At 62.5% G+C, this 20444-nt stretch carries 16 protein-coding genes, 1 tRNA gene, 1 pseudogene and 2 other annotated features; of the genes and pseudogenes, 8 read left to right on the top strand and 10 right to left on the bottom strand.

Going from position 1 to position 20444, the window contains the following annotated elements; translation table 11 throughout:
- Window positions 1–99 precede the first annotated feature (99 nt).
- From sulP to arsB, 3 genes are read right to left on the bottom strand one after another with little or no spacing between them, the layout of a single operon-like run.
- Window positions 100–1776 (bottom strand): sulfate permease, encoded by a 1677-nt coding sequence (sulP, locus tag V9G04_00090; GenBank protein ID MEI2711724.1) that lies wholly within the window; start codon window positions 1774–1776, stop codon window positions 100–102.
- Between the two features lie 9 nt (window positions 1777–1785).
- A complete protein-coding gene (locus V9G04_00085; GenBank protein MEI2711723.1) occupies window positions 1786–2190 on the bottom strand; it encodes an arsenate reductase ArsC in 405 nt (134 codons plus the stop codon).
- A complete protein-coding gene (arsB, locus tag V9G04_00080; GenBank protein MEI2711722.1) occupies window positions 2187–3251 on the bottom strand; it encodes an ACR3 family arsenite efflux transporter in 1065 nt (354 codons plus the stop codon). The genes V9G04_00085 and arsB overlap by 4 nt, the downstream gene beginning before the upstream one ends.
- Window positions 3252–3324: 73 nt before the next feature.
- On the opposite strand from arsB, the gene V9G04_00075 reads away from it, so the two are divergent.
- A complete protein-coding gene (locus tag V9G04_00075) occupies window positions 3325–3666 on the top strand; it encodes a metalloregulator ArsR/SmtB family transcription factor (protein MEI2711721.1) in 342 nt (113 codons plus the stop codon).
- Between the two features lie 623 nt (window positions 3667–4289).
- Here the strand turns inward: V9G04_00075 and V9G04_00070 are convergent.
- The 4 genes from V9G04_00070 to V9G04_00055 all read right to left on the bottom strand — a co-directional run bounded on the left by V9G04_00070 (window position 4290) and on the right by V9G04_00055 (window position 9615).
- Window positions 4290–4757, bottom strand: coding sequence for a hypothetical protein (locus V9G04_00070; GenBank protein MEI2711720.1), 468 nt, complete (start codon window positions 4755–4757; stop codon window positions 4290–4292).
- Window positions 4758–4939: 182 nt separating this feature from the next.
- Complete coding sequence (locus V9G04_00065) at window positions 4940–5383, bottom strand: hypothetical protein (GenBank protein ID MEI2711719.1); 444 nt, start codon at window positions 5381–5383, stop codon at window positions 4940–4942.
- A gap of 96 nt (window positions 5384–5479) precedes the next feature.
- Complete coding sequence (locus tag V9G04_00060) at window positions 5480–7162, bottom strand: AAA family ATPase (GenBank protein ID MEI2711718.1); 1683 nt, start codon at window positions 7160–7162, stop codon at window positions 5480–5482.
- A 71-nt stretch (window positions 7163–7233) separates the two neighbouring features.
- Window positions 7234–9615: an AAA family ATPase gene (locus V9G04_00055; protein MEI2711717.1), complete on the bottom strand. Its 2382-nt coding sequence runs from the start codon at window positions 9613–9615 to the stop codon at window positions 7234–7236.
- Window positions 9616–10056: 441 nt separating this feature from the next.
- Here V9G04_00055 and V9G04_00050 point away from each other — a divergent pair.
- From V9G04_00050 to V9G04_00040, 3 genes and pseudogenes are all read left to right on the top strand, one after another.
- Window positions 10057–10518 (top strand): annotated as a pseudogene (locus V9G04_00050) (DNA methyltransferase).
- A gap of 34 nt (window positions 10519–10552) precedes the next feature.
- The gene (locus tag V9G04_00045; GenBank protein MEI2711716.1) at window positions 10553–11836 is read left to right on the top strand and encodes a DNA methyltransferase; all 1284 of its coding nucleotides are present in this window, start codon (window positions 10553–10555) and stop codon (window positions 11834–11836) included.
- 103 nt (window positions 11837–11939) lie between these two features.
- Window positions 11940–13418, top strand: coding sequence for a DNA methyltransferase (locus V9G04_00040; protein MEI2711715.1), 1479 nt, complete (start codon window positions 11940–11942; stop codon window positions 13416–13418).
- On the opposite strand, the gene V9G04_00035 is transcribed toward V9G04_00040, so the two are convergent.
- A protein-coding gene (locus tag V9G04_00035; GenBank protein ID MEI2711714.1) for an IS3 family transposase occupies window positions 13382–14622 on the bottom strand; the annotation gives its coding sequence in 2 pieces (ribosomal slippage) (window positions 13382–14340 and window positions 14340–14622; 1242 coding nt in all). The two genes, V9G04_00040 and V9G04_00035, sit on opposite strands and share 37 nt — an antisense overlap.
- Window positions 14213–14341, bottom strand: a sequence feature (AL1L pseudoknot). (Overlaps the previous gene by 129 nt.)
- Here V9G04_00035 and V9G04_00030 point away from each other — a divergent pair.
- Window positions 14621–15415 carry a DNA methyltransferase gene (locus V9G04_00030; GenBank protein ID MEI2711713.1) on the top strand — a complete coding sequence of 265 codons (795 nt, stop codon included), beginning with the start codon at window positions 14621–14623 and terminating at the stop codon, window positions 15413–15415. The two genes, V9G04_00035 and V9G04_00030, sit on opposite strands and share 2 nt — an antisense overlap.
- 6 nt (window positions 15416–15421) lie before the next feature.
- Entirely contained in the window at window positions 15422–17641 is a 2220-nt protein-coding gene (locus tag V9G04_00025; GenBank protein MEI2711712.1) for a DEAD/DEAH box helicase family protein, read from the top strand.
- On the opposite strand, the gene V9G04_00020 is transcribed toward V9G04_00025, so the two are convergent.
- A protein-coding gene (locus tag V9G04_00020; protein ID MEI2711711.1) for an IS3 family transposase occupies window positions 17625–18865 on the bottom strand; the annotation gives its coding sequence in 2 pieces (ribosomal slippage) (window positions 17625–18583 and window positions 18583–18865; 1242 coding nt in all). The genes V9G04_00025 and V9G04_00020 overlap by 17 nt on opposite strands.
- Window positions 18456–18584 (bottom strand) — a sequence feature (AL1L pseudoknot). Its footprint overlaps the gene before it by 129 nt.
- Before the next feature lie 197 nt (window positions 18866–19062).
- Window positions 19063–19149: transfer RNA gene (locus V9G04_00015), tRNA-Ser, on the bottom strand.
- Between the two features lie 105 nt (window positions 19150–19254).
- Between V9G04_00015 and V9G04_00010 the strand changes: the two genes are divergently transcribed.
- Window positions 19255–19380: a hypothetical protein gene (locus V9G04_00010; GenBank protein ID MEI2711710.1), complete on the top strand. Its 126-nt coding sequence runs from the start codon at window positions 19255–19257 to the stop codon at window positions 19378–19380.
- A 48-nt stretch (window positions 19381–19428) separates the two neighbouring features.
- The coding region (locus V9G04_00005) for a wax ester/triacylglycerol synthase domain-containing protein (GenBank protein ID MEI2711709.1) at window positions 19429–20444 on the top strand (1016 nt) is incomplete at its 3' end.

Here is a 20444-nt window from a genome sequence, read left to right as displayed (position 1 = left end):
TCGGACGCTAGCGGGCCGAGGCGGGACTTGTAACCCGATGTTCGTGACCGTGTCTGGGGGCCGCCGAAGCCCCCCATCTTGAGCCAGGCGCACATCGGGTTACGGCGGCGGGCCGAGCCCGCGCGATGCTTCGTACGCCTGAACCGCCGTCGGCAGGGTCGGGAAGATCCGCTCCTCGGTGACGCGTTCGAGAAGACCACTCGCCTTGAGTTCGTCACGGAGATCCTGTTTGAGGCGCGCGATCGCGAACACGACGCCCTCTCCAGTCAGGTGTTGACGGAGACTTTCGAGTGCGTCTGCGGCGGTCACGTCGATCTCGATGATCGCCTCGGCGTTCAAGACGAACCATTCGACCGGTTGCTCTGCCTTGTGCACCGCCCGCAACGCGCGTGCCCTGAAGTCCTCCGCGTTGGCGAAGAACAGCGGTGAGTCATAGCGATAGACCATCAGCCCAGGGATCGTGGTCGCCTCGGGGTAGTCGTCGATGTCGTGCATCCCGGCCACGCCGGGCACAAACCCGAGCACCGAATCGTGCGGGCGTGCCACCCGCCGCAGCAGGTCTCCAAGCGACAGCGCGACGGCGACCAGGATGCCTTCGAGGATGCCGAAAGCCAGGACTCCGAGAGTCGTGGCGATGGCGATCAGGAACTCACTGTGCCGGAACGACCAGATTCGCCGGAACTCACCAACCTCGATCAACTTGGTCGCGGCATAGACCACGACCGCGCCAAGCGCTGCGTTGGGAAACTCCTGGAGCACTGGCCGCACCGTGAGGATCGCCAGCGCGATCGCCAACACGGTGAAGACCCCTGCCGCCTGGCTCTTGGCGCCCACGGCCGAGGAGATGGCCGTACGACTGCCACTGCTGGACACCGGGAAGCCCTGCATCAATCCGGAGCCGACGTTGGCTGCGCTCAATGCCAGCAGTTCGCGACGACTGTCGATCTCGTTGGGGTCACCGGCGAACGCCCGCGCGGTGAGAATGTTGTCGGAGAACGCGACCAGCGCCACCGCGAGCGCGGGGACGAGCAGCGATACGACCGAGTCGACACTCAAATGCGGGACGGTCGGGCTCGGAAATCCAGGCGCAATGTGGCCGATGCTCGCCAGCCCTTGCTCGCGCAACGGCGTCCAGGCCACTAACGCGGTCGCGACGAGCATGCCCACCAGCGCCACCGGCGCTTTGGTCCAGACCCGGTTGGCCACGATCATCGCCAGCGCCAAGCTGACGCCCAGGATCAACGTCGGCCAATGGATGTCCGCACGCTGCTCGATCAGCGAGCGCGTCTCTGGCCAGAACCCGTCACCTTCGATGTCGAGTTGGGTGAGTTTGCCGTACTGACTCACGATCATCACGATCGCGATGCCGGCCATATAGCCGATCATCACCGGACGGCTGAGTAGGTCACTGATCCGCGCGAGACCGCCAGCCCAGGCCAGTGCACAGATGCCCGCGACGATGAAACACAACGCGACCGCCAGCGAGGCGTACTCATCCGGCGTGGTGACGGCCGCACCGATCGCGGCGGCGGTCATCAGCGAGGTCGTCGACTCGGGGCCGACGCTGAGAGTGCGTGAGGAACCCACGAGTGTGTACGCCAGCAGTCCCCCCGCGAGCGCCCACAGCCCCACGACCGCGTTGAGGCCCGCGACCTCGGCGTACGCCATGACTTGCGGGATCGCGTACGCCGCGACGGTGACGCCCGCGACGACGTCACCGCGCAGCCAGCCTCGCTCATAGCCGCGTACCCATTCGGGGATCAGGCGGCTCGGCATGGACGGAGATTAGTGGCGCGGCTCCAGGCTGGCGATCAACTGCTCCACGCGAGTCTTGATCTCGTCGCGGATCGGGCGTACGGCCTCCAGGCCCTGGCCTGCCGGGTCGTCGAGTTGCCAGTCCTCATAACGCTTGCCGGGATAGAACGGGCAGGCATCGCCACACCCCATCGTGATCACCACATCGCTGACCTGGACGGCCTCGTCCGTGAGCACCTTGGGGTGACCGGCGGCGATGTCGACGCCGACCTCGGCCATCGCCTCGATCGCCTTGGGGTTGATCTGATCAGCCGGCGCGGAGCCTGCCGACAAGACTTCGATCCGATCTCCGGCCAGATGCTCTAGCCAGCCGGCAGCCATCTGGGAGCGCCCCGCGTTGTGGACGCAGACGAACAGGACGGTGGGGTTGGTCATCGGGACTCCTGGAATCGATCGCGCAAGGCGAGGCTGACGTACACCAAAGCGACCAGCACCGGCACCTCGATGAGCGGGCCGACGACACCGGCCAGCGCCTGGCCGCTGGTGACACCGAAGGTGGCGATCGCGACGGCGATGGCGAGTTCGAAGTTGTTGCCGGCGGCGGTGAACGCCAGCGTGGTCGTGCGTGCGTACGACAACCCCAGCGCCCGACCCAGCAGATAGCCACCGCCCCACATCAGCGCGAAGTACGCCAGCAAGGGCAGCGCGATCCGCGCGACGTGGCCCGGCTCGCGGGTGATCGTCTCGCCCTGCAGGGCGAAGAGGATCACGATGGTGAAGAGCAGGCCATAGAGCGCCCACGGACCGATACGTGGCAAGAACCGGGATTCGTACGCCTCGCGGGTCCAGCGTCGTTCGCCGATCCGCCGCGACAGATAGCCCACGAGCAGGGGGATCCCGAGGAATATCAGTACGGACTTGGCGATCTGCCAGGTGTCGACCTCGAGCCCGGCTTGGGCCAGACCGAGCCAACCCGGCAACACCTCGAGATAGAACCAGCCGAGACCGGCGAACGCGATCACCTGGAAGACGGAGTTGAGCGCGACCAGGACGGCCGCGGCTTCGCGATCGCCGCAGGCGAGGTCGTTCCAGATGATCACCATGGCGATGCAGCGGGCGAGCCCGACGATGATCAAACCGGTGCGGTATTCGGGCAGGTCCGGCAACAGCAGCCACGCCAGGGCAAACATCAACGCCGGCCCGACGACCCAGTTGAGCACGAGTGACGCCGCCATCAGGCGGGTGTCCCGGGCGACGTCGTCGATGCGGTCGTAGCGGACTTTGGCGAGGACGGGGTACATCATCACCAGCAGGCCGATCGCGATCGGCAGTGAGATGCCGTCGATCTCGATCCTGCTCAGCGCGGTGTCCAGGTCGGGGACGAGGCGGCCCAGCAGCAGGCCCGCTGCCATCGCCAGCCCGATCCAGAGCGGGAGGAAACGGTCGAGAGTGGACAGGCGCGCAGTGACGTGGTGGACGTCGGTGTCGGTGGTCATGCCCTGCTCTGTTGTCTCGATGGATATCGAATCAAGTCTCGTAGCCTGATTCGAAGTCTGTCAAGATAGACGGGTGACCTCGTGCGAGCCCGGTGAGCTGGAATGCTGCCCGATGGGCATCTCGGCAGTCAGCGCAGCCGAGGCGGATCGACTGGCACCGATGTTCAAGGCACTCGGCGACCCGGTCCGGCTGCGGATGACCTCGATGATCGCGGCCTGCCCCGAGCTCTGCGTCTGTGACATCACGCCGGCCTTCGACCTATCGGGCGCGACGATCTCGCATCACCTCAAAGTGCTGCGCTCGGCCGGGCTCGTGGACTGCGAGCGGCGTGGGACGTACGTCTACTACTGGATCAAGCCAGACGCTTTGACCGCACTGGCCAGCCTGCTCGACATCCGTCAACGAGCGAGATAGAGCTTGCGCAGCCGCTCGGTGTTCTCCCAGTGCGAGTTCCCGGTTGATCGAGCGACGCTCCCTCTAACTGGTAATTCACTGTCACCAGGTGGCAGTGATCTTCCTACTAACGCCGGAACTCCCCGCAGTCAGACTGCGAGGAGTTCCGGATCGGCGGGCCGTCCACGAAACTCTGTGACCTGCATTCTTGAAACACGCCGAAAACGCGTTTCCCGTCGACGTTCGCCGTTTTCCCCGTTTTTGGGGTTGGACGCCCTGTCGGGTACCAGTTTACGGGGCTGCGAGGACGGGGTGCTGGACGTCCCGGTGATGCTCGGTTGCTGGGTTTGTGCCGATACACGGGGTATGTCTGATGCGCTTTTTTCGGTGTTCATCATCTTGGTGACTTTTCTCGCGTCGGCGGTTGGTGGTGCCATGTTCATGCCGTCTGTGGCGTGGGCGAACGCGCTTATGCTGATTGCCCCGCCTGTGTCACTTGCGTTGTCGTTTCCGGTGCGGCGGGCTTTGGGCCGCGCCACCAGCGGTACACCGCGACGAGACTGAACATCGACAGGTGCGTGCGCTCCCGCGACTGTTGGGTTGTGCCGATAGGTGGGGTATGGATGAGTGGGTTCTCACTGGCCTTACGGCGTTTCTGTCGGTTCCTCTGATGTCTCTGCTGGGTTGTTTGTTGTTGCCGTCGCTTGGGTGGACAACTGTGCTTGTTGTTGTTGGTTCTCCTGTGCTGACCGTGGTGTCGTTCCCGATGTGGCGGGCTGTTCTGGGAACCATCGGGCGGTGGCGTGTCCACCCGCAAGGAACACGATGACCACGACGCATAGTGACACTATCGACGCGGGGAGTCCTTTTCCGTCCCAGTGGTCCGATGTGTCCTTCCCGACGACGTAGCCGACCGCCAAGACTGCGGTCACGAATTCGATGAATCTTGTGAACCGTTCGACCCCTTTGGCGAAGTCACTGTCGTCGGTGACCGCGCTGATGATTCTTTTGACCGCTTCGTAGGGGCCGTACAGGAGAACCAGTATTGCGAGTGCTTTGGTGGAGGCACTCGATGTGTTGATGGCTGCGAGATATCCGGCCAACAGGCCCACCACGGTGACGGTGATGAGACCGTGCCCGTGGGGACGGGGTTCTGGACGTCCCGGTCATGCTCGGTTGCTTGGTTATGCCGATAGGTGGGGCATGTATATGTCTCCGTTGTTGGCGTCGATGTTCACATGGTTTTCTGTGTTTGTTTTGTCGGCGCTCGTTGGTGCCGTGTTCATGCCATCATTCAACTGGGCGGTGGCGCTGATGTTGGTTGCCCCGCCTGTGTCACTTGCGTTGTCGTACCCGATGTGGCGGACTGTTCTGGGCCGCGAAAGAAGTGGTACACCGCGACGAGGCTGAACATTGCGAAGATGACGACACCGATGCTGATGGTGGGCCACAAAGAAGCGTGGTTGTTCGTGTATGCGTTCACGTTGCTTGCGCCTAAGTACCCGAGGCCGGTTAAGACACCGAACAGTTCAACAGGCTTCGTGACCGCTTTCGCGTCTTGCGCGAAACCGGAATCTCCGTCCACTGCGTCAATGAGTTTGATTACGAACTCATACGCCAAGAACAGGGTGATGACTGCCGCCACGGATATTCCCTTGTCGGTGGCTGATTTCGTTCCAACGACGATTCCTGTCACCAACCCCGCGATGGCGACCGGGACGGTGAACCACGGACTCATGCTTGGCGTCGGTTCTGGACACTGACACGGGCACTGCGTGTTTTGCTCTGTCATACCCCCGGATGCTGACAGTGGCCCACGCCGTGTGTCACGGGGTCACGTGTTGGCGTTGCGGATGAAGTCGAGCATCAGTTGTACGTCTCGTTTGAGGGTGCCGGTGAGTGGGCCGGTCCACCGGAGGGTGGTTTCGGTGGCGACCCTGTTCTTGTCCACCTGCTTGATGCCGGTGACGGTGAGCGGGTGACCCCACTTGTTAGCGGCGGGCACGTGCTTCCCTTTTGGATGCGTTTCGTGGACGGCTGCAGTGAGTACGTCGGGTGGGGCATAGTTTTCGATGGTTCGACAATCGGTGACCCACGCAAACCCCGGCAACCCGGTCCTGTTGAACTCGTCCATGACGCGTTGCTTGGTGGCGTTGATTCTCTTGCGTGCATGCGTTTTGTCGGAGTCGATGAGAATCATGGAGTGTCGGTTCAACCTTCGTAGCGAAATGAACTCGTCCACTTCCGGGTCGTCGCCCGTCAGGTGGTTGAGGAGTCTGCCGCCGTAAAACATCACCGAATAGTGGATGCCCTCCACCAGCCCGTGGCCCGGTTCCAACAAGTTCAGCCAATGGTTGACGTAGATACGGTCAGAGGGGCCTTCCACCCAAATGACGGCGTTGGCTTGCAGAATATCGGCGGGCCGGTACCCGAGGTCGTGGCACACATCAGACACTTCCTGTGCCGACACTGCTGGGGTTGTGACGGTGCCTTCACTGGTTTTGCGGAGGTGGATGATGCTGGCCTGCTCGTAGTCGAGCATGTGAGCCGAATGGGTGGCTATCACGTACTGGTTCGTCGTGTTCTCCGACAGGTAGCGGACCAGTTTCCGTTGCAGGAGCGGGTGGAGGTTCACTTCCGGTTCTTCGATACAGACCAGTGTTTCGTCCAGCAGGGTCGCTGCAGCGGCGATGATGACCACTTGATGGATACCCGTCCCCAACGCGTCGAGCGGTAGGACCGTGGCCCCTTCGTGGATTAGCAGATGTTCTCGATGGTTGGGCACTTCGATGTGGACGGTGGGGTCTTCCAACACGTCGGCCACAAACTTGTTGATGGCGTCGAACTTGTCCCGTTTCTCGCGTTCCATGTGGCCGGGGTTCTGGTGGTCAGCCAACCGTTCAATCAGACCGCGACCCGAGTAGTCGCCGCCTTCACCGTCGTCGCCCGTGCCAACTTGCCGGAACGCCTGCACCACCGCGACGGGCGGTGGCGTAAACGGCATCCATTTCGCGGCGACGGAACGGACGGCTTTTGCCGGGGTTCCGCCGCCTTCCCCGAAAAGGCTTGAGTGACCTCGCAAAGACGGGAGGTCCACTTTCCCTTGCGCGGATGCCACCACTTCGTCAATCCACGTCGGGTCGACTTGCCACTCGAATAGTTCCGGCGTGTTGTAGGACGGGTTCTCGGTGCTCTGGCTTCGCGTCACCCACAAGAGTCCAGAAGAATCGGGGCGCAGGATGGGGAGGTCGAAGAACGCATGGAACCCAGCCAAATAGTTCCGTTGTTCATGGTGCGGCACGCCCTCACGAAGCCACGCTTCGACAGCATCCATGTCCACGATGTGCCCGGTCGCGTACCGCAGCGGCTCCCCGACTGGACGTGGTTCGTCATCAACTCCCCTGCGCGGGGCCTTCGCTGCCATATAGGTGTCGAGGAACCGGATGACGTTCGACTTCCCCACGTTGTTCCGTCCAGCCAACAGGGTCACCTTCGACAGCGGGTCGAGGTACCGCATCGACGTGAAAGACCTGTACCCGCCGATACCGAGACCATGCACGAGTGGACCACTCGCGGGCCTGTGATTGGTCACGGCAACGCGGCCTCGATAGTCATTGCGTCCGTGGTGGGCTGTTCCAATTTGCGAACAAAACGGTTCGGGAGGTCTTCCACATCGGATAGGAATTGCTCGTAGTTGACGATGGTGGCACCCGGCTCCGTACTGAGGTTGAACTTGTCTTGGATGCTGGTGATGTGGTCACGAACGTGCTGCGTCTCGATGGCGTTCGCTGGCAGTTGAGCACGAATGTTGTCGAGCAACGCCACCGCTGCCCGTCTGGTCGCGGAATGGGGATAGTCGCGCTTGAAGTTCTTGAGTTGCTGTTTCAGCAGGGTTGACGTTTTGGTGTGGGCGTGGGCACGCATGGCGGCACGCTGTGCGGTGTTGATGCGCCCAAACAAGACCGCGAAGTTGTCGAGCGTTTCGGCCCGTTCATTTGCAAGCCCATTCTCTTGGAGGGCCGCGAGAACGCCACGTGCGAAGCCAACTTTCGTTAGTTCAAACCCGCGTCCGTTCTGCTGTTTTACTGCCGATGCCGCCATCGCAGCCGCCTTGAACACTTTCTGCCCGCCTGTAGGGGAAGTGTCACCGAGGGCTTCCTCAAACTCGTGCGCGGCCTCCGGGTTCAGTTTCTCTGCCGCCGCGAGAATCACGGCGCGTCGAACCACCGCCTGCGTAATGAGGTCTTCCGGTTCGACCGGGCTGGTGCCGGTCTCTGACGGGAAACCCAAAGACTGGTCGACCGTAATGATGAGGTCGTTCGTGACGAGTTGCCTGCCCCGGTATCCGTCTTGGAGTTCTTCGACCGCCTCCTTGCCTGCGTCGTCTCCGTCTACGAGGACAACCACGGCAGGGGTGTCGACGCTACGTCCGCGAGCAAGGTAGGCAAGGTACGGGATGTGCTTTGCGCCCCCTGCCGGAACGAGCGTGAGCGTGTTGAGGTCAAGGTTTTCGGCTGTGGGTGTGTGTTTGCGACTGAGTGCGCTCATCCCCGCGAGCAGCACTTGGTCCGCCTGTCCCTCAACGAGCAGGTTGCAGTTTCCGATGAACGTGGTTTCCGCGACGAACGACCCGAACGCGGTCCTCAACGGCTCGTAGTGGTTGTGTCCTGCGTTAGCGACTGTCCGGGTGCCGTCTTCACCTTCGGCCTTTTCGAGGACGCGGATGCGTTCAGCGTGGTTCTTGTCGATGAGGAAAGGTGAGTGGGTCACGTAGACCACTTGCACTCCGGGCTTCTCGGGGTCTTGTGGGTGCGCGAACGCTGCGAAGATGCGTAGGAGGTCTTGCTGGCCGAGCATTGAGAGGAAGGCATCGGGTTCGTCCATGAGCAACACTTCGTTGCGGTTCTGGAAGTCGTGAGCCAAGTAGCGCACGAAGTAACTGAGGAAGTGCTGGAGGCCACCGCTGCGTTCGCTGAACGAGTAGTCACGTCCTGTTCGGTCTTTCACCGTGAACACGAGGTTGCTGTCGCGCAAAGTAAGGCGCAGGGCAAACTCTTGGTCTTGGGTCCACCACTTGGGGAAGTCAAGCGAAGCGGCAAGTCGTTCGTTCATTCCGTCCACGAGACCGTTCGCGTACCCCTCATCGCCGGAACGAACTGCTTTACGAACACCCTCAAATGATTTTCGGTTGATGCCAGCGACTTTGACTAGCAACGTGTCCGCGAGTTCAAGGCTTTTGAGTGCCTTTGTCGCGTCGTCGCCCGTGTCGTCAATCAATCGGAAGTCAGCAGAGATTTCTTCGGCAGAAGCCGTGACGGTGGACTTGTCTTGAAAGACCGCAGCCTTGGACATGACCCTCTCTATCCACCCCAGTCGCCGTTTCCGTGACACTCCGGTGGTCTTGCCCGCCGAGATGAGGTAGTCGAGCGGAACACTGTCGGGGAGCGCAACGTTCGCCTCGACGCGAAAGAACGGCGGCAAACCTAGCGATTCGACCTGCTTGGTCGTCGGGGTGTGCGTCTTCCACTCGCCGTCCACCTTCACATAGACGGTGGTCGCCTCGTGTGCGCGGAAGAGGTGAAACGAATCTGCCGGATGGTTCGCGTCCAGTTTCAGGACGCGTCTCAGATTGGCCTTCTCGTCCTCGTCCAGCGCATGGAACTCGCCCCCGAACTCGGGTTTACGCATCTCCTTGCCAACGACGAAGAACTCGGAATAGCGGCAAAAGTCCTTGTGAAGAATGTTTTCGCCCGACAGAAGGCACTCGATGGCGTCAAGAACCTGCGTCTTGCCTGATTCGTTCGCCCCCACGACAGTGGTGATGTCCTTCTCAAGTGGGATACGGACGTAAGGAAAGAAGCGCTCATCGACGCTGTCCCACGGGTCTGGGACGCTGTTTGAGTCGCTCTTGCGGAGATGGTCGTAGTTGAACGACTTGTAGAACCGCAGATAGATGGTCTTGATGCGCACGGGTTGCTCCTCACGGTCATCGGTCTGTCGGAGGCTACGCGCCGCCACCGACATCCCCATTGGCTCTGTGTATCGGTATCACCAACGCCGACGTTGCGACAGCGCCTAATCCACAGGCGCTGGGGATGAAGGCATTCAAGCCACGGGCCGTTTGGACGCTTCATCTCTGGCGGGTCGTGAACGCGCCGATACCTCCTTCACACGAAGGAGACCCCGTTCTTGCCCACCCTCGACTCTTTGCTCGCCCAACTTCCTGCTGACACGGACCCGCAGGTTCTGGCCCGGTTACGTGCCGAAATCCGGGCGTTGGAGGCGCGGCGTGGGTTTGGCCTGAACTTTGAACGGTCGCTGCCGGAGACGGTGGAGTTGCCGGGTAGGCCGGTGCGGCGTGGCGACAAGGTGCGGGTACTCCCGGCACGTGGCACCACGGGCCGGAGGGACATGGCGACGTTTCGGGTGACACGCGTGGCCCACGGGGTCGCGCATCTCGTGGCCGTGGACGGGGCACGGCTGGAAGTACCCGTGGCGGATGTGGTGGTGGTGGCGGAACCCGCCGACACCCTGTTTCCGGGCCTCCACCACACCGGCACCGTCGCCACCGACCCCGGTAGTCCCGCCCACATGGTTATCAACGGGGAGAACCACCACGCCCTCCAAGCGTTGACGTACACGCATGAAGCCGCAGTGGACCTCATCTACATTGACCCGCCCTACAACACCGGGTCGGGTGACTGGATTTACAACGACAAGTATGTGAACGCCGACGACGACTACCGGCACTCCAAATGGCTCGCGTTCATGGAACGACGCCTGTTGCTGGCCCGTCGTCTGTTGAAAGACACCGGAATCATCATCGTCGCCATCGGAGACGACGAACACCACCGGCTACGAATGCTGCTCGACCAAACATTTCGGCGCACACAACTTCATCTCCGATGTGGTGTGGACGGGAGAATTCAAGAACGACTCACGGTACGTCTCCAACGGCGCGGACTACATGCTCATCTACGCCAAAAGCGAGGTGAGCCTGTCGGAACGGAAAGTGAGGTGGAGAGAGCAGAAGCCGGGTGTTGACGAAGTTCTGACAGCCGGACGGCAGGCGTGGAAAGAATCCAAAGGGGAAGCCGACAAGGCCACGGCGGCTTTCAAACTTTGGTGGAAACGAGTGCCAAAGCACCACCCAGCCAGCCACCTCCGCAGGTACGGGAACATTTGTGCCGAAACAGGGAGAGTCTTTTCTGTTTCTGACATCGGGTGGCCCGGAGGTGGAGGGCCACGCTATGAGGTCGTACATCCCATAACCAAGAAGCCTGTCCCAGTTCCCAAGGGAGGTTGGAGGTTCGGCACGCCCAAGAGCATGAGGCAGGCAATCCAAGATGGGCGTGTCCTGTTCAGAGAGGACCACATGAAGGGTATAAGCAAGAAGACCTTTCTTGACGAAACTACTGCTTCCCCAATCCCCTCTGCGTTCAATCAGGCTCGCGGGCGTGCATCCGTAAACCTCGCACGGCTGCTTGGTGAGAAGCGGTTTCCGTTTCCGAAGGACCACACGGTGTTGGCGCGGTGGTTTCGGATGGTGGCCCCGAAGGACGCGGTAATTCTCGACTTCTTTGGTGGGTCGGGCAGCACGTTGGAGGCGGTGTTGCGTCTGAACGCCGAGGATGGCGGGACGCGGCAGTGTGTGTTGGTGACGAACAACGAACTCGCGGCAACGGACCAGAAGCGGCTCACCAAGGAGGGGCACCGTGCGGGTGACCCAGCGTGGGAGGCGCTGGGGGTTCACGACTATGTGACCCGGCCTCGTGTCGAAACCCTGCTCACTGGGGTGCGCCCGGACGGCAGCGAATACGCGGATACGGTGCCGGGGAATGTGGTGTTCACGCGGCTCACCTACGAGAACGGGCAGTTGGTGGCGTACAACCGTGCGTTCACTCGTGTCGCGTGGCTGCTGTGGCTGAAGGCGGGGGCCACCGGCTCCTGTGTGGAGCACGTGACGGACACGTTCGCGGTGGCTGACACGTATGGGGTGTTGTTTGACCTCGACCACACCACCGGGTTCGTCCAAACCGTCGAAGCGGCTGGCACGGTGAGGATGGTGTTTGTGGTGACTGACGACGACGCGGGCTTCCAGACCGTGTGCGCCCGCCTCCCCCAGCACGTGGAACCTGTGCGCCTCTATGAGTCGTATCTGTCGAACTTCCGGGTCCAGCACGGCGGATAACGCTGTCCTGCTACGCAGGGTCGGTGGTCGTCTCTAGGGTGGCTTCCTGAAGGTAGGGGCCTGCTACGGGTGGTCCCTCGCTGATTGAGGGAGTCGGGCCGACGTGTCGACGCTGCGGGAACTGCTGGCCCAACTGGAGAAGACCGACCCAATGCTCGCGGGTGCCCTGTCGCGTGAAGTGCGAGCGTTGGCGCAACGCCGCGAGTTTGGTCTGAACTTTGAACGCCACACCCCCGAAGCAGTCGAGTTGCCAGGTCGTCCCGTCCGTAAGGGCGACAAGGTGCGGGTGCTGCCTGCACGTGACGGCAACGACAAGACCGACACCCGGCTCTGGGTGGTTACCCGGCTCACCACCAGCGACGGTGGGGAACGTGTCGCCCACCTGACCGCTGCCGTGGCGGACAAGGCCGGTGACCGTGACACGACCACACACCTCGTGGCGGATGTGGTGGTGGTTGCCGAATTCCGCGACACCATCTACCCCGGCCTCAAGTCCACCGGGACCGTGGAACACGGCGGCGATAAGCCGTTCCACACCGTGTTGAACGCCGAGAACTATCACGCCCTCCAAGCCCTGCTTTACACGCACGCAGGCCGGGTGGACGCCATCTACATTGACCCGCCCTACAACACGGGCGCGAAGGACTGGAAATACAACAACGACTACGTGGACGGGGAAGACATTTACCGTCACTCCAAGTGGTTGGCGTTCATGGAACGACGCCTCAAACTCGCTCGACGGCTACTCAACCCGACCAACTCGGTGCTCATCGTCACCATTGACGAGCGGGAGGTTCACCGGCTGGGTTTGTTGTTGGACCAACTGTTCGTTGGGGCGAAGCGGCAGATGGTGACTATCGCCATCAATCATCGTGGCGTGGCGCGTAACCGCGAGTTCACTCGCGTCGAGGAGTACGCGTTCTTTGTGTTCCTTGGCGAGGCGGGGCCGACCCTCAGTGTGGACGACCTCCTGTCTGCTGAATCGAAGTCTGACGCCTCGGAGCCAGTGCGGTGGGAACGACTCATTAAGGGCAGCAACAACGCCCGAAGGGTTGACCGGCCACGCCTGTTCTACCCGGTGTTCGTGGACCCGAAGAAGCGGTCAATCGAAGGCGTCGGGGACGCAATCGAACTGTCGGAGGGCCGAGATACCGTTCGGGTTCCCGAAGGCTGTGTGGCGGTGTGGCCGCTGTCTCGTGAAGGTGACGAGAAGCGGTGGCAAGTGTCGCCTGCGACCCTGCGAACACATGTGGCAAACGGTACCGCGAAGGTCGGCGCGTACGACGCGAAGAACGACCGATGGAGCATCCTCTACCTGAACCGTGGACAGTTGGAGCGCATCGAACGCGGCGAAATCAAAGTCACGGGTAGAGACACAAATGGGGTTCTGGAGTTGGTGTCAGTGACCCGCCCCCTGCGAGCAGCGATGACGGTGTGGAACCGTCCATCGCACAACGCCGGGTACTACGGCTCCGGCGTCGTCAACGCGTTGCTACCCGGTCGTAATGAACCGCCCCGGCGAGTCCGGAGGCTGGGTTTGGTGGCTCAGCCGGTTGGCGTGAGCTCGTTTCTTGCAGCGTAGTGCAGTTCCTCGGCCGCCATGGGCGTGAGGTCGGAGAGCGCCTCGTGAGGGCGCTCGTTGTTGAAGAAGTCGACCCAGTTCAGGGTCTCTAGTTCGACGTGTTCGACGCCGCGCCAGGGACCTTCAGGACGTATGAGTTCGGCTTTGTAGAGCCCGATCTGGGACTCGGCGAGGGCGTTGTCATAGGCATCGCCAACAGACCCGACTGAGGGGTCGACCCCCTCGTCGACGAGGCGCTGGGTGAAGGCAAAGCTGACGTATTGAGACCCTGCATCGGTGTGATGGATGAGGCCGGAAAGGTCGGTGACACCGGCCTGCTGGCGGGTCCAGATCGCATGCTCAAGGGTGTCGAGCACCAGGTCGGTCGTCATCCGCGTGGCGGCCCGCCAGCCCACGATCCGACGGCTGAAGACGTCGAAGATGAAGGCGACGTAGACAGTGCCTGACCAGGTCGCGACATATGTGAAGTCGGCGACCCATAGCTGGTTGGGCCTGCTCGCCCAGAACTGCCGATCGACCAGGTCCAGTGGTCGCTCGGCGGCCGGGTCGCCGATGGTGGTCCGGAACTTCTTCAGACGTAGCGCCCCGACCCAGCGTTGTTCACGGTAGAGCCGCTCGACGGTGCATCGAGCGACGTCATGGCCCCGTCCGCGCAGGTGCAGCCACATCTTGCGTGCACCAAACCGCGCGACCAGCTTCTGCCGGTTGCGCTCGGCGACCATGATCTCGACCAGCTCCGCGTCGCGGATCTGCTGCTTGGAAGGCCGGCGTGAGCGAGCCTCGTAGTAGGTGGACGGAGCGATCTTGATCCCGTGCTCACTGAGCACGCGGCAGATCGGCTCGACCCCGAACTCCACCTTGTGGTCCTCGATGTAGTCGATCAGAACCTGTTGGGGCGGTCGAGCTCCGCCGCGAAGAAAGCCGAAGCGCTCTTCAAGATCTCGTTCGCCCGCCGCAGTTCGGCGACCTCTTTCTTCAACGCCTTGATCTCAGCGATCTCCTCGCTGGACTTGCCGACGCGGACACCGCCGTCGATCTCGGCCTGCCGCAGCCACTTACGCAGCGATTCAGTAGAGGTGATGCCCAGCTTCGCCGCGACCGACCTGATCACGGCGGACTCGTGCGGATAGTCCCGCCTGGACTCCATCACCATCCGCACTGCGCGCTCACGCAGCTCGGTCGGGTACCTCGAGGGACGTGCCATGAGAGTGATCCTTCCAACGAATCAGCTCTCCGGACATGCCGGGGCGGTTCATAAGTTTCCGTTCCCGAAGTCCCTGTACGCGGTCGAGGATGCTTTGCGGTTCGCTGTCGGGGACAAGCCGGATGCGGTGGTGGTGGATTTCTTCGCTGGGTCGGGGACGACGGCGCACGCAGTGATGAGGTTGAACCGGCAGGACGGCGGCAGGCGCACAACGGTGTCTGTGACGAACAATGAGGTGTCTGCTGACGAACAGGGTGCGCTGCGGGCGAAGGGTTTGCGTCCGGGCGACGACGGGTGGGAGGAGTGGGGGATTTGTGACTACATCACGAAGCCCCGGATTCGTGCCGCCATCGAAGGCAAAACACCCGATGGTGACCCCGTGGCGGGGGACTACAAGTTCACCGACGAGTTCCCCATGTGCGAAGGGTTCGCGGAGAACGTCGAGTTCTTCACCCTCACCTATGAGGCACCCCGTTCGGTGGCACACAACCGCTCATTCGCGGCGATAGCGCCCCTGTTGTGGCTGAAAGCGGGGGCCAGCGGGTCTCGTGTCGAGTCGGCTACAGGCGACTATGGGTTTGCCGATACCTATGCCGTGTTGTTCGACATGGATACGGCTGCCGGGTTCCTCACGGAGCTGAAGCAGCACCCCGCTGTGGGGATGGTGTTTCTTGTGACTGACGATGACCGGGCGTTCCAGACCACATGTTCTCGTCTCCCGGACGGTGTGGAACCCGTGCGGCTGTATGAGTCGTATTTGACGAACTTCTCGTTCGCTACGGGACAGGAGTGACCGGCCATGAAGTTTCAGTTGACCGACTATCAGCAGGACGCGGTCGGGCGCATGCTCGACAACTTCGCGGACGCTCGTGACGACTTTCACCGGAAGGGCCGCAACGTCGCGTTCTCCCTGTCCGCGACGACGGGTGCCGGGAAAACGGTGATGGCGTCTGCGGTGATTGAGGGTCTGTTTTTTGGTGACCCCGACCATGACTTCACGGCGGACCCCGGCGCTGTCGTGCTGTGGTTCACCGACGACCCTGCGTTGAATGAGCAGACCCGGACCCGGATTATGCAGGCGTCGGGTGACCGCATCAGGTTCGGGCAGTTGCAGGTCATCGAAAACACGTTCAACCAAGAAAAGTTCGACCCCGGCAACGTCTACTTCCTGAACGCCCAAAAACTGTCCAAGAACAGTCTCCTCGTCCGGGGCGCATCCGCCGACGACGATGGCGAGGATGGGGTGTTGGTGTCGCGTGCGGCGTCACCGGACCTGCGGCAGCACACCCTGTGGGACACCATCAAGAACACGGTCGAAGACCCGGCGTTGACCTTGTATGTGGTGCTCGATGAAGCCCACAAGGGGATGAAACAAACGAGCGGGCACAAGCAGGAGCGTCAGACGATTGTGAAACGGCTCGTGGACGGCGGGAACGGTGTCCCCCCGGTGCCGGTGGTGTGGGGTATCTCCGCCACTATCGAGCGTTTCACCGAAGCGATGGCGGGCACCCAAAGCCGGTTCAACTACCCCGCATATGAAGTGGACGCGGCTCTGATTCAGGAGTCTGGTCTCATCAAGGACGACATTCGTCTCGACTTCCCTGCCGAAACCGGGGACTTTTCTACCGTCCTGCTGAAGCGTGCCGTGGAGAAGGTGCGGGAGTCCACGACGAAGTGGGCTGACTACAAGGCGTCGCCGGAGGGGGCGGACGCGGACCTTGTGGTGCCGCTGTTGGTGGTGCAGGTGCCGAACAAACCCACCGACGCGTTGCTGCTGGATGTGGTGTCGACGGTGCGGGATGTGTGGCCTGACCTTGATGCGCGGGGTATCGCGCACGTGTTCGGTGAACATGCCGACCTCGATATCGGTGCTCACATTGTCGAGTATGTGTCCCCGGAGCGGGTGCAGGACACGACACGTATCCGGGTGCTGTTGGCGAAGGACGCGATTTCGACGGGGTGGGATTGTCCGCGTGCGGAAGTGTTGATGTCGTTCCGGCCTGCGAAGGACCGCACACATATCACCCAGTTGTTGGGTCGGATGGTGCGGACCCCGTTGGCTCGTCGTATCGCAGGACAAGACACGCTCAACAGTGTGGAGTGTGTGCTTCCCCATTTTGACCGTGCCACTGCCGTGCAGGTCGGGGAAGTGCTGCTGGGGAAGAAGAAGGACGGCGACGACGACACGGGTGGCACGGGTGGCGGCAACGGGCGGCGTGTCCTGTTCAACCCCGTCGACATGACCCCCAACCCGCACGTCCCCGATTTCGTGTGGGCGGCGTTCGACGCGCTCCCCTGCCAAACACTGCCGAAGAAGGCCGCGAAACCCACCAGACGACTCGCAGCGCTCGCACAAGCACTCTCCGATGACGGGTTGCTGCCGGATGCCCGGAAGACCGCCTACGCAGCGCTGTTCGCCAAACTGGACGGTCTCGCCGTCGAAAAGAAAACCGAACTCGCGGCACAAATCGATTCACTCATGGAGGTGGAGGGGGAAACGGTGGTCGCCACCGTAGGTGGTGACGTTGCCACCGGGGACACGTTCACGACACTCGCGGATGACCGTTCCGTGGCCGCCGACTTCCGGCAAGCACAACGGGTGTTCACCCCCGACCTCGCCCGCAAATACGCAGACCATATTGCGGTCGCCACTGGTGACGACGACGGCCTGTTCGACGCCGAAATCACGGTCGCAGCCCTCGCGCTCGTGCCCGGTGTAGCCGACGAACTCGACACCAAGGCAGGCCAGATTGCCGACGACTGGTCCACCCAGCATCGGGTCGCAATCAAAGCCCTGACTGATGAACGACGTGACGCCTACAACCAGATTTTCGGGATGTCCACCGACCCCGTCGACGTCGATATCGAACGCCCCAAAGTGCGCACCGAAGACACCGAAACCGACGACCAAGGCACCAAAGCACCGACCCGCACAAGGCACCTCATGTCCGACACGGACGGGGTGAACCGCCCCGGCGAGTCCGGAGGCTGGGTTTGGTGGCTCAGCCGGTTGGCGTGAGCTCGTTTCTTGCAGCGTAGTGCAGTTCCTCGGCCGCCATGGGCGTGAGGTCGGAGAGCGCCTCGTGAGGGCGCTCGTTGTTGAAGAAGTCGACCCAGTTCAGGGTCTCTAGTTCGACGTGTTCGACGCCGCGCCAGGGACCTTCAGGACGTATGAGTTCGGCTTTGTAGAGCCCGATCTGGGACTCGGCGAGGGCGTTGTCATAGGCATCGCCAACAGACCCGACTGAGGGGTCGACCCCCTCGTCGACGAGGCGCTGGGTGAAGGCAAAGCTGACGTATTGAGACCCTGCATCGGTGTGATGGATGAGGCCGGAAAGGTCGGTGACACCGGCCTGCTGGCGGGTCCAGATCGCATGCTCAAGGGTGTCGAGCACCAGGTCGGTCGTCATCCGCGTGGCGGCCCGCCAGCCCACGATCCGACGGCTGAAGACGTCGAAGATGAAGGCGACGTAGACAGTGCCTGACCAGGTCGCGACATATGTGAAGTCGGCGACCCATAGCTGGTTGGGCCTGCTCGCCCAGAACTGCCGATCGACCAGGTCCAGTGGTCGCTCGGCGGCCGGGTCGCCGATGGTGGTCCGGAACTTCTTCAGACGTAGCGCCCCGACCCAGCGTTGTTCACGGTAGAGCCGCTCGACGGTGCATCGAGCGACGTCATGGCCCCGTCCGCGCAGGTGCAGCCACATCTTGCGTGCACCAAACCGCGCGACCAGCTTCTGCCGGTTGCGCTCGGCGACCATGATCTCGACCAGCTCCGCGTCGCGGATCTGCTGCTTGGAAGGCCGGCGTGAGCGAGCCTCGTAGTAGGTGGACGGAGCGATCTTGATCCCGTGCTCACTGAGCACGCGGCAGATCGGCTCGACCCCGAACTCCACCTTGTGGTCCTCGATGTAGTCGATCAGAACCTGTTGGGGCGGTCGAGCTCCGCCGCGAAGAAAGCCGAAGCGCTCTTCAAGATCTCGTTCGCCCGCCGCAGTTCGGCGACCTCTTTCTTCAACGCCTTGATCTCAGCGATCTCCTCGCTGGACTTGCCGACGCGGACACCGCCGTCGATCTCGGCCTGCCGCAGCCACTTACGCAGCGATTCAGTAGAGGTGATGCCCAGCTTCGCCGCGACCGACCTGATCACGGCGGACTCGTGCGGATAGTCCCGCCTGGACTCCATCACCATCCGCACTGCGCGCTCACGCAGCTCGGTCGGGTACCTCGAGGGACGTGCCATGAGAGTGATCCTTCCAACGAATCAGCTCTCCCGGACATGCCGGGGCGGTTCATTTCGCCACCTCGACGGCAACCACGACGCCGAAAACCCGCCACGCGCACGGTCCCACCCGCCCCGGAACGCCAAAACTCCCCACAACCAGACGGTTGCGGGGAGTTTCGTGGCTACTCACAAATAGTTTCGTGGACAGCCCTCGGCGGTGGCGGAGGGATTTGAACCCTCGGTGGGCTTGCACCCACAAACGCTTTCGAGGCGTTCTCCTTAGGCCGCTCGGACACGCCACCGCGGGGAAGATTACCGGAGCCGGGCGGCCGACACAGAATCCGGTCCGCATGAGCCTCGGTCCACAAGGCTGACGCGGGCCGTACGCACGGGTAGCGTTCGGTCGCATGGCGAAGAAGCGGCGAGTCCCAGCCCAGGACGCGATGTTCCTCTGGGGTGAGACACCCGAGACCAAGATGCACGTGGCCTCGGTGATGCCGTTCACGCCACCACGAGACGCCGGTCCGAGCTGATCTGCGCGACATGGTCTACAAACTGCGCGACGCGCCCGTCGAGTCACCGTGGAATCTCAGCTTACGCACCCGCACCTGCTGATGCACCCACTCCAGGCCTGGGTCGAGGACGACGACTTCGACATCGAATACCACGTACGCCGCTCCGCGCTGGCCAGCCCGGGCGACGAACGCGAACTCGGCGTCCTGGTCAGCCGATTGCACAGCACCCAGATCGACTTCACCAGGCCCCCCTGGGAGGTGCACTTCATCGAGGGTCTGACCGGCGGCCGCTTCGCGATCTATACGAAGGTGCACCACGCATTGGTCGACGGTTTCACGGCCGTCAAGATCCTCGGTCGCAGCCTCAGCCGCGACCCCGAGGCGCGCGATCAGCCGTACTTCTTCAGCCTCAAGCCGACCAAGCGCGCCAAGACTCCGCGCCCCCACGAAGTCGCTGCTCAGCAAGATCACGGCGCCGGTGACCGGCGTCGCGCAAGGAGTCGGAGCCGTGGCGAGCATGGGCACCGATGTCACCAAGGCGGTGCTCAAACTCGAGACCGAGAAGCTGCGCGACAGCGAGATCATCAACAGCGTCAGCGCGCCCAACACGATCCTCAACGGGCGCACGGGTCGCAACCGCCGGTTGGCGACCCAGCAGTACGACATGGCGCGGATCAAGGCACTCGGCGAGCGCTCCGGCGGCACCCTGAACGACGTCGTGATGGCGATCTGTGGCGGTTCGCGGACGTGTTCTGGTATGCAGAAGGGCTCTACGACGATCTGCCTGCGCTGCACGCGAGTTACTTCCAGACTGCGGTAGCGGTGCCGTTCCAGCCCGCTGGTTTCCGGCCGCTGCCGGTCGTGCGTGAGGAGAACGATCCGAGTACCGACGGTGACGGCGGGTTTCCTGCCGAGCACGATGGCGGCTGCGAGTGGTGGCGCAGCTCGCGTGTCGTTGCCGTCGTCGCTCGCAACGGACCGGGTGACGTTCTCGTTGCCCGTGAGCACCGCGGGACTGTGGTCCGTGCTCATGCACGTGCCCGCGGGGGCGGGGCTTTCGCCGGCAGCGCCGCACACGGTCG

The organism is Nocardioides sp., from assembly GCA_037045645.1.
GTDB lineage: Bacteria > Actinomycetota > Actinomycetes > Propionibacteriales > Nocardioidaceae > Nocardioides.
This window is presented reverse-complemented; position numbering and strand designations above follow the sequence as displayed.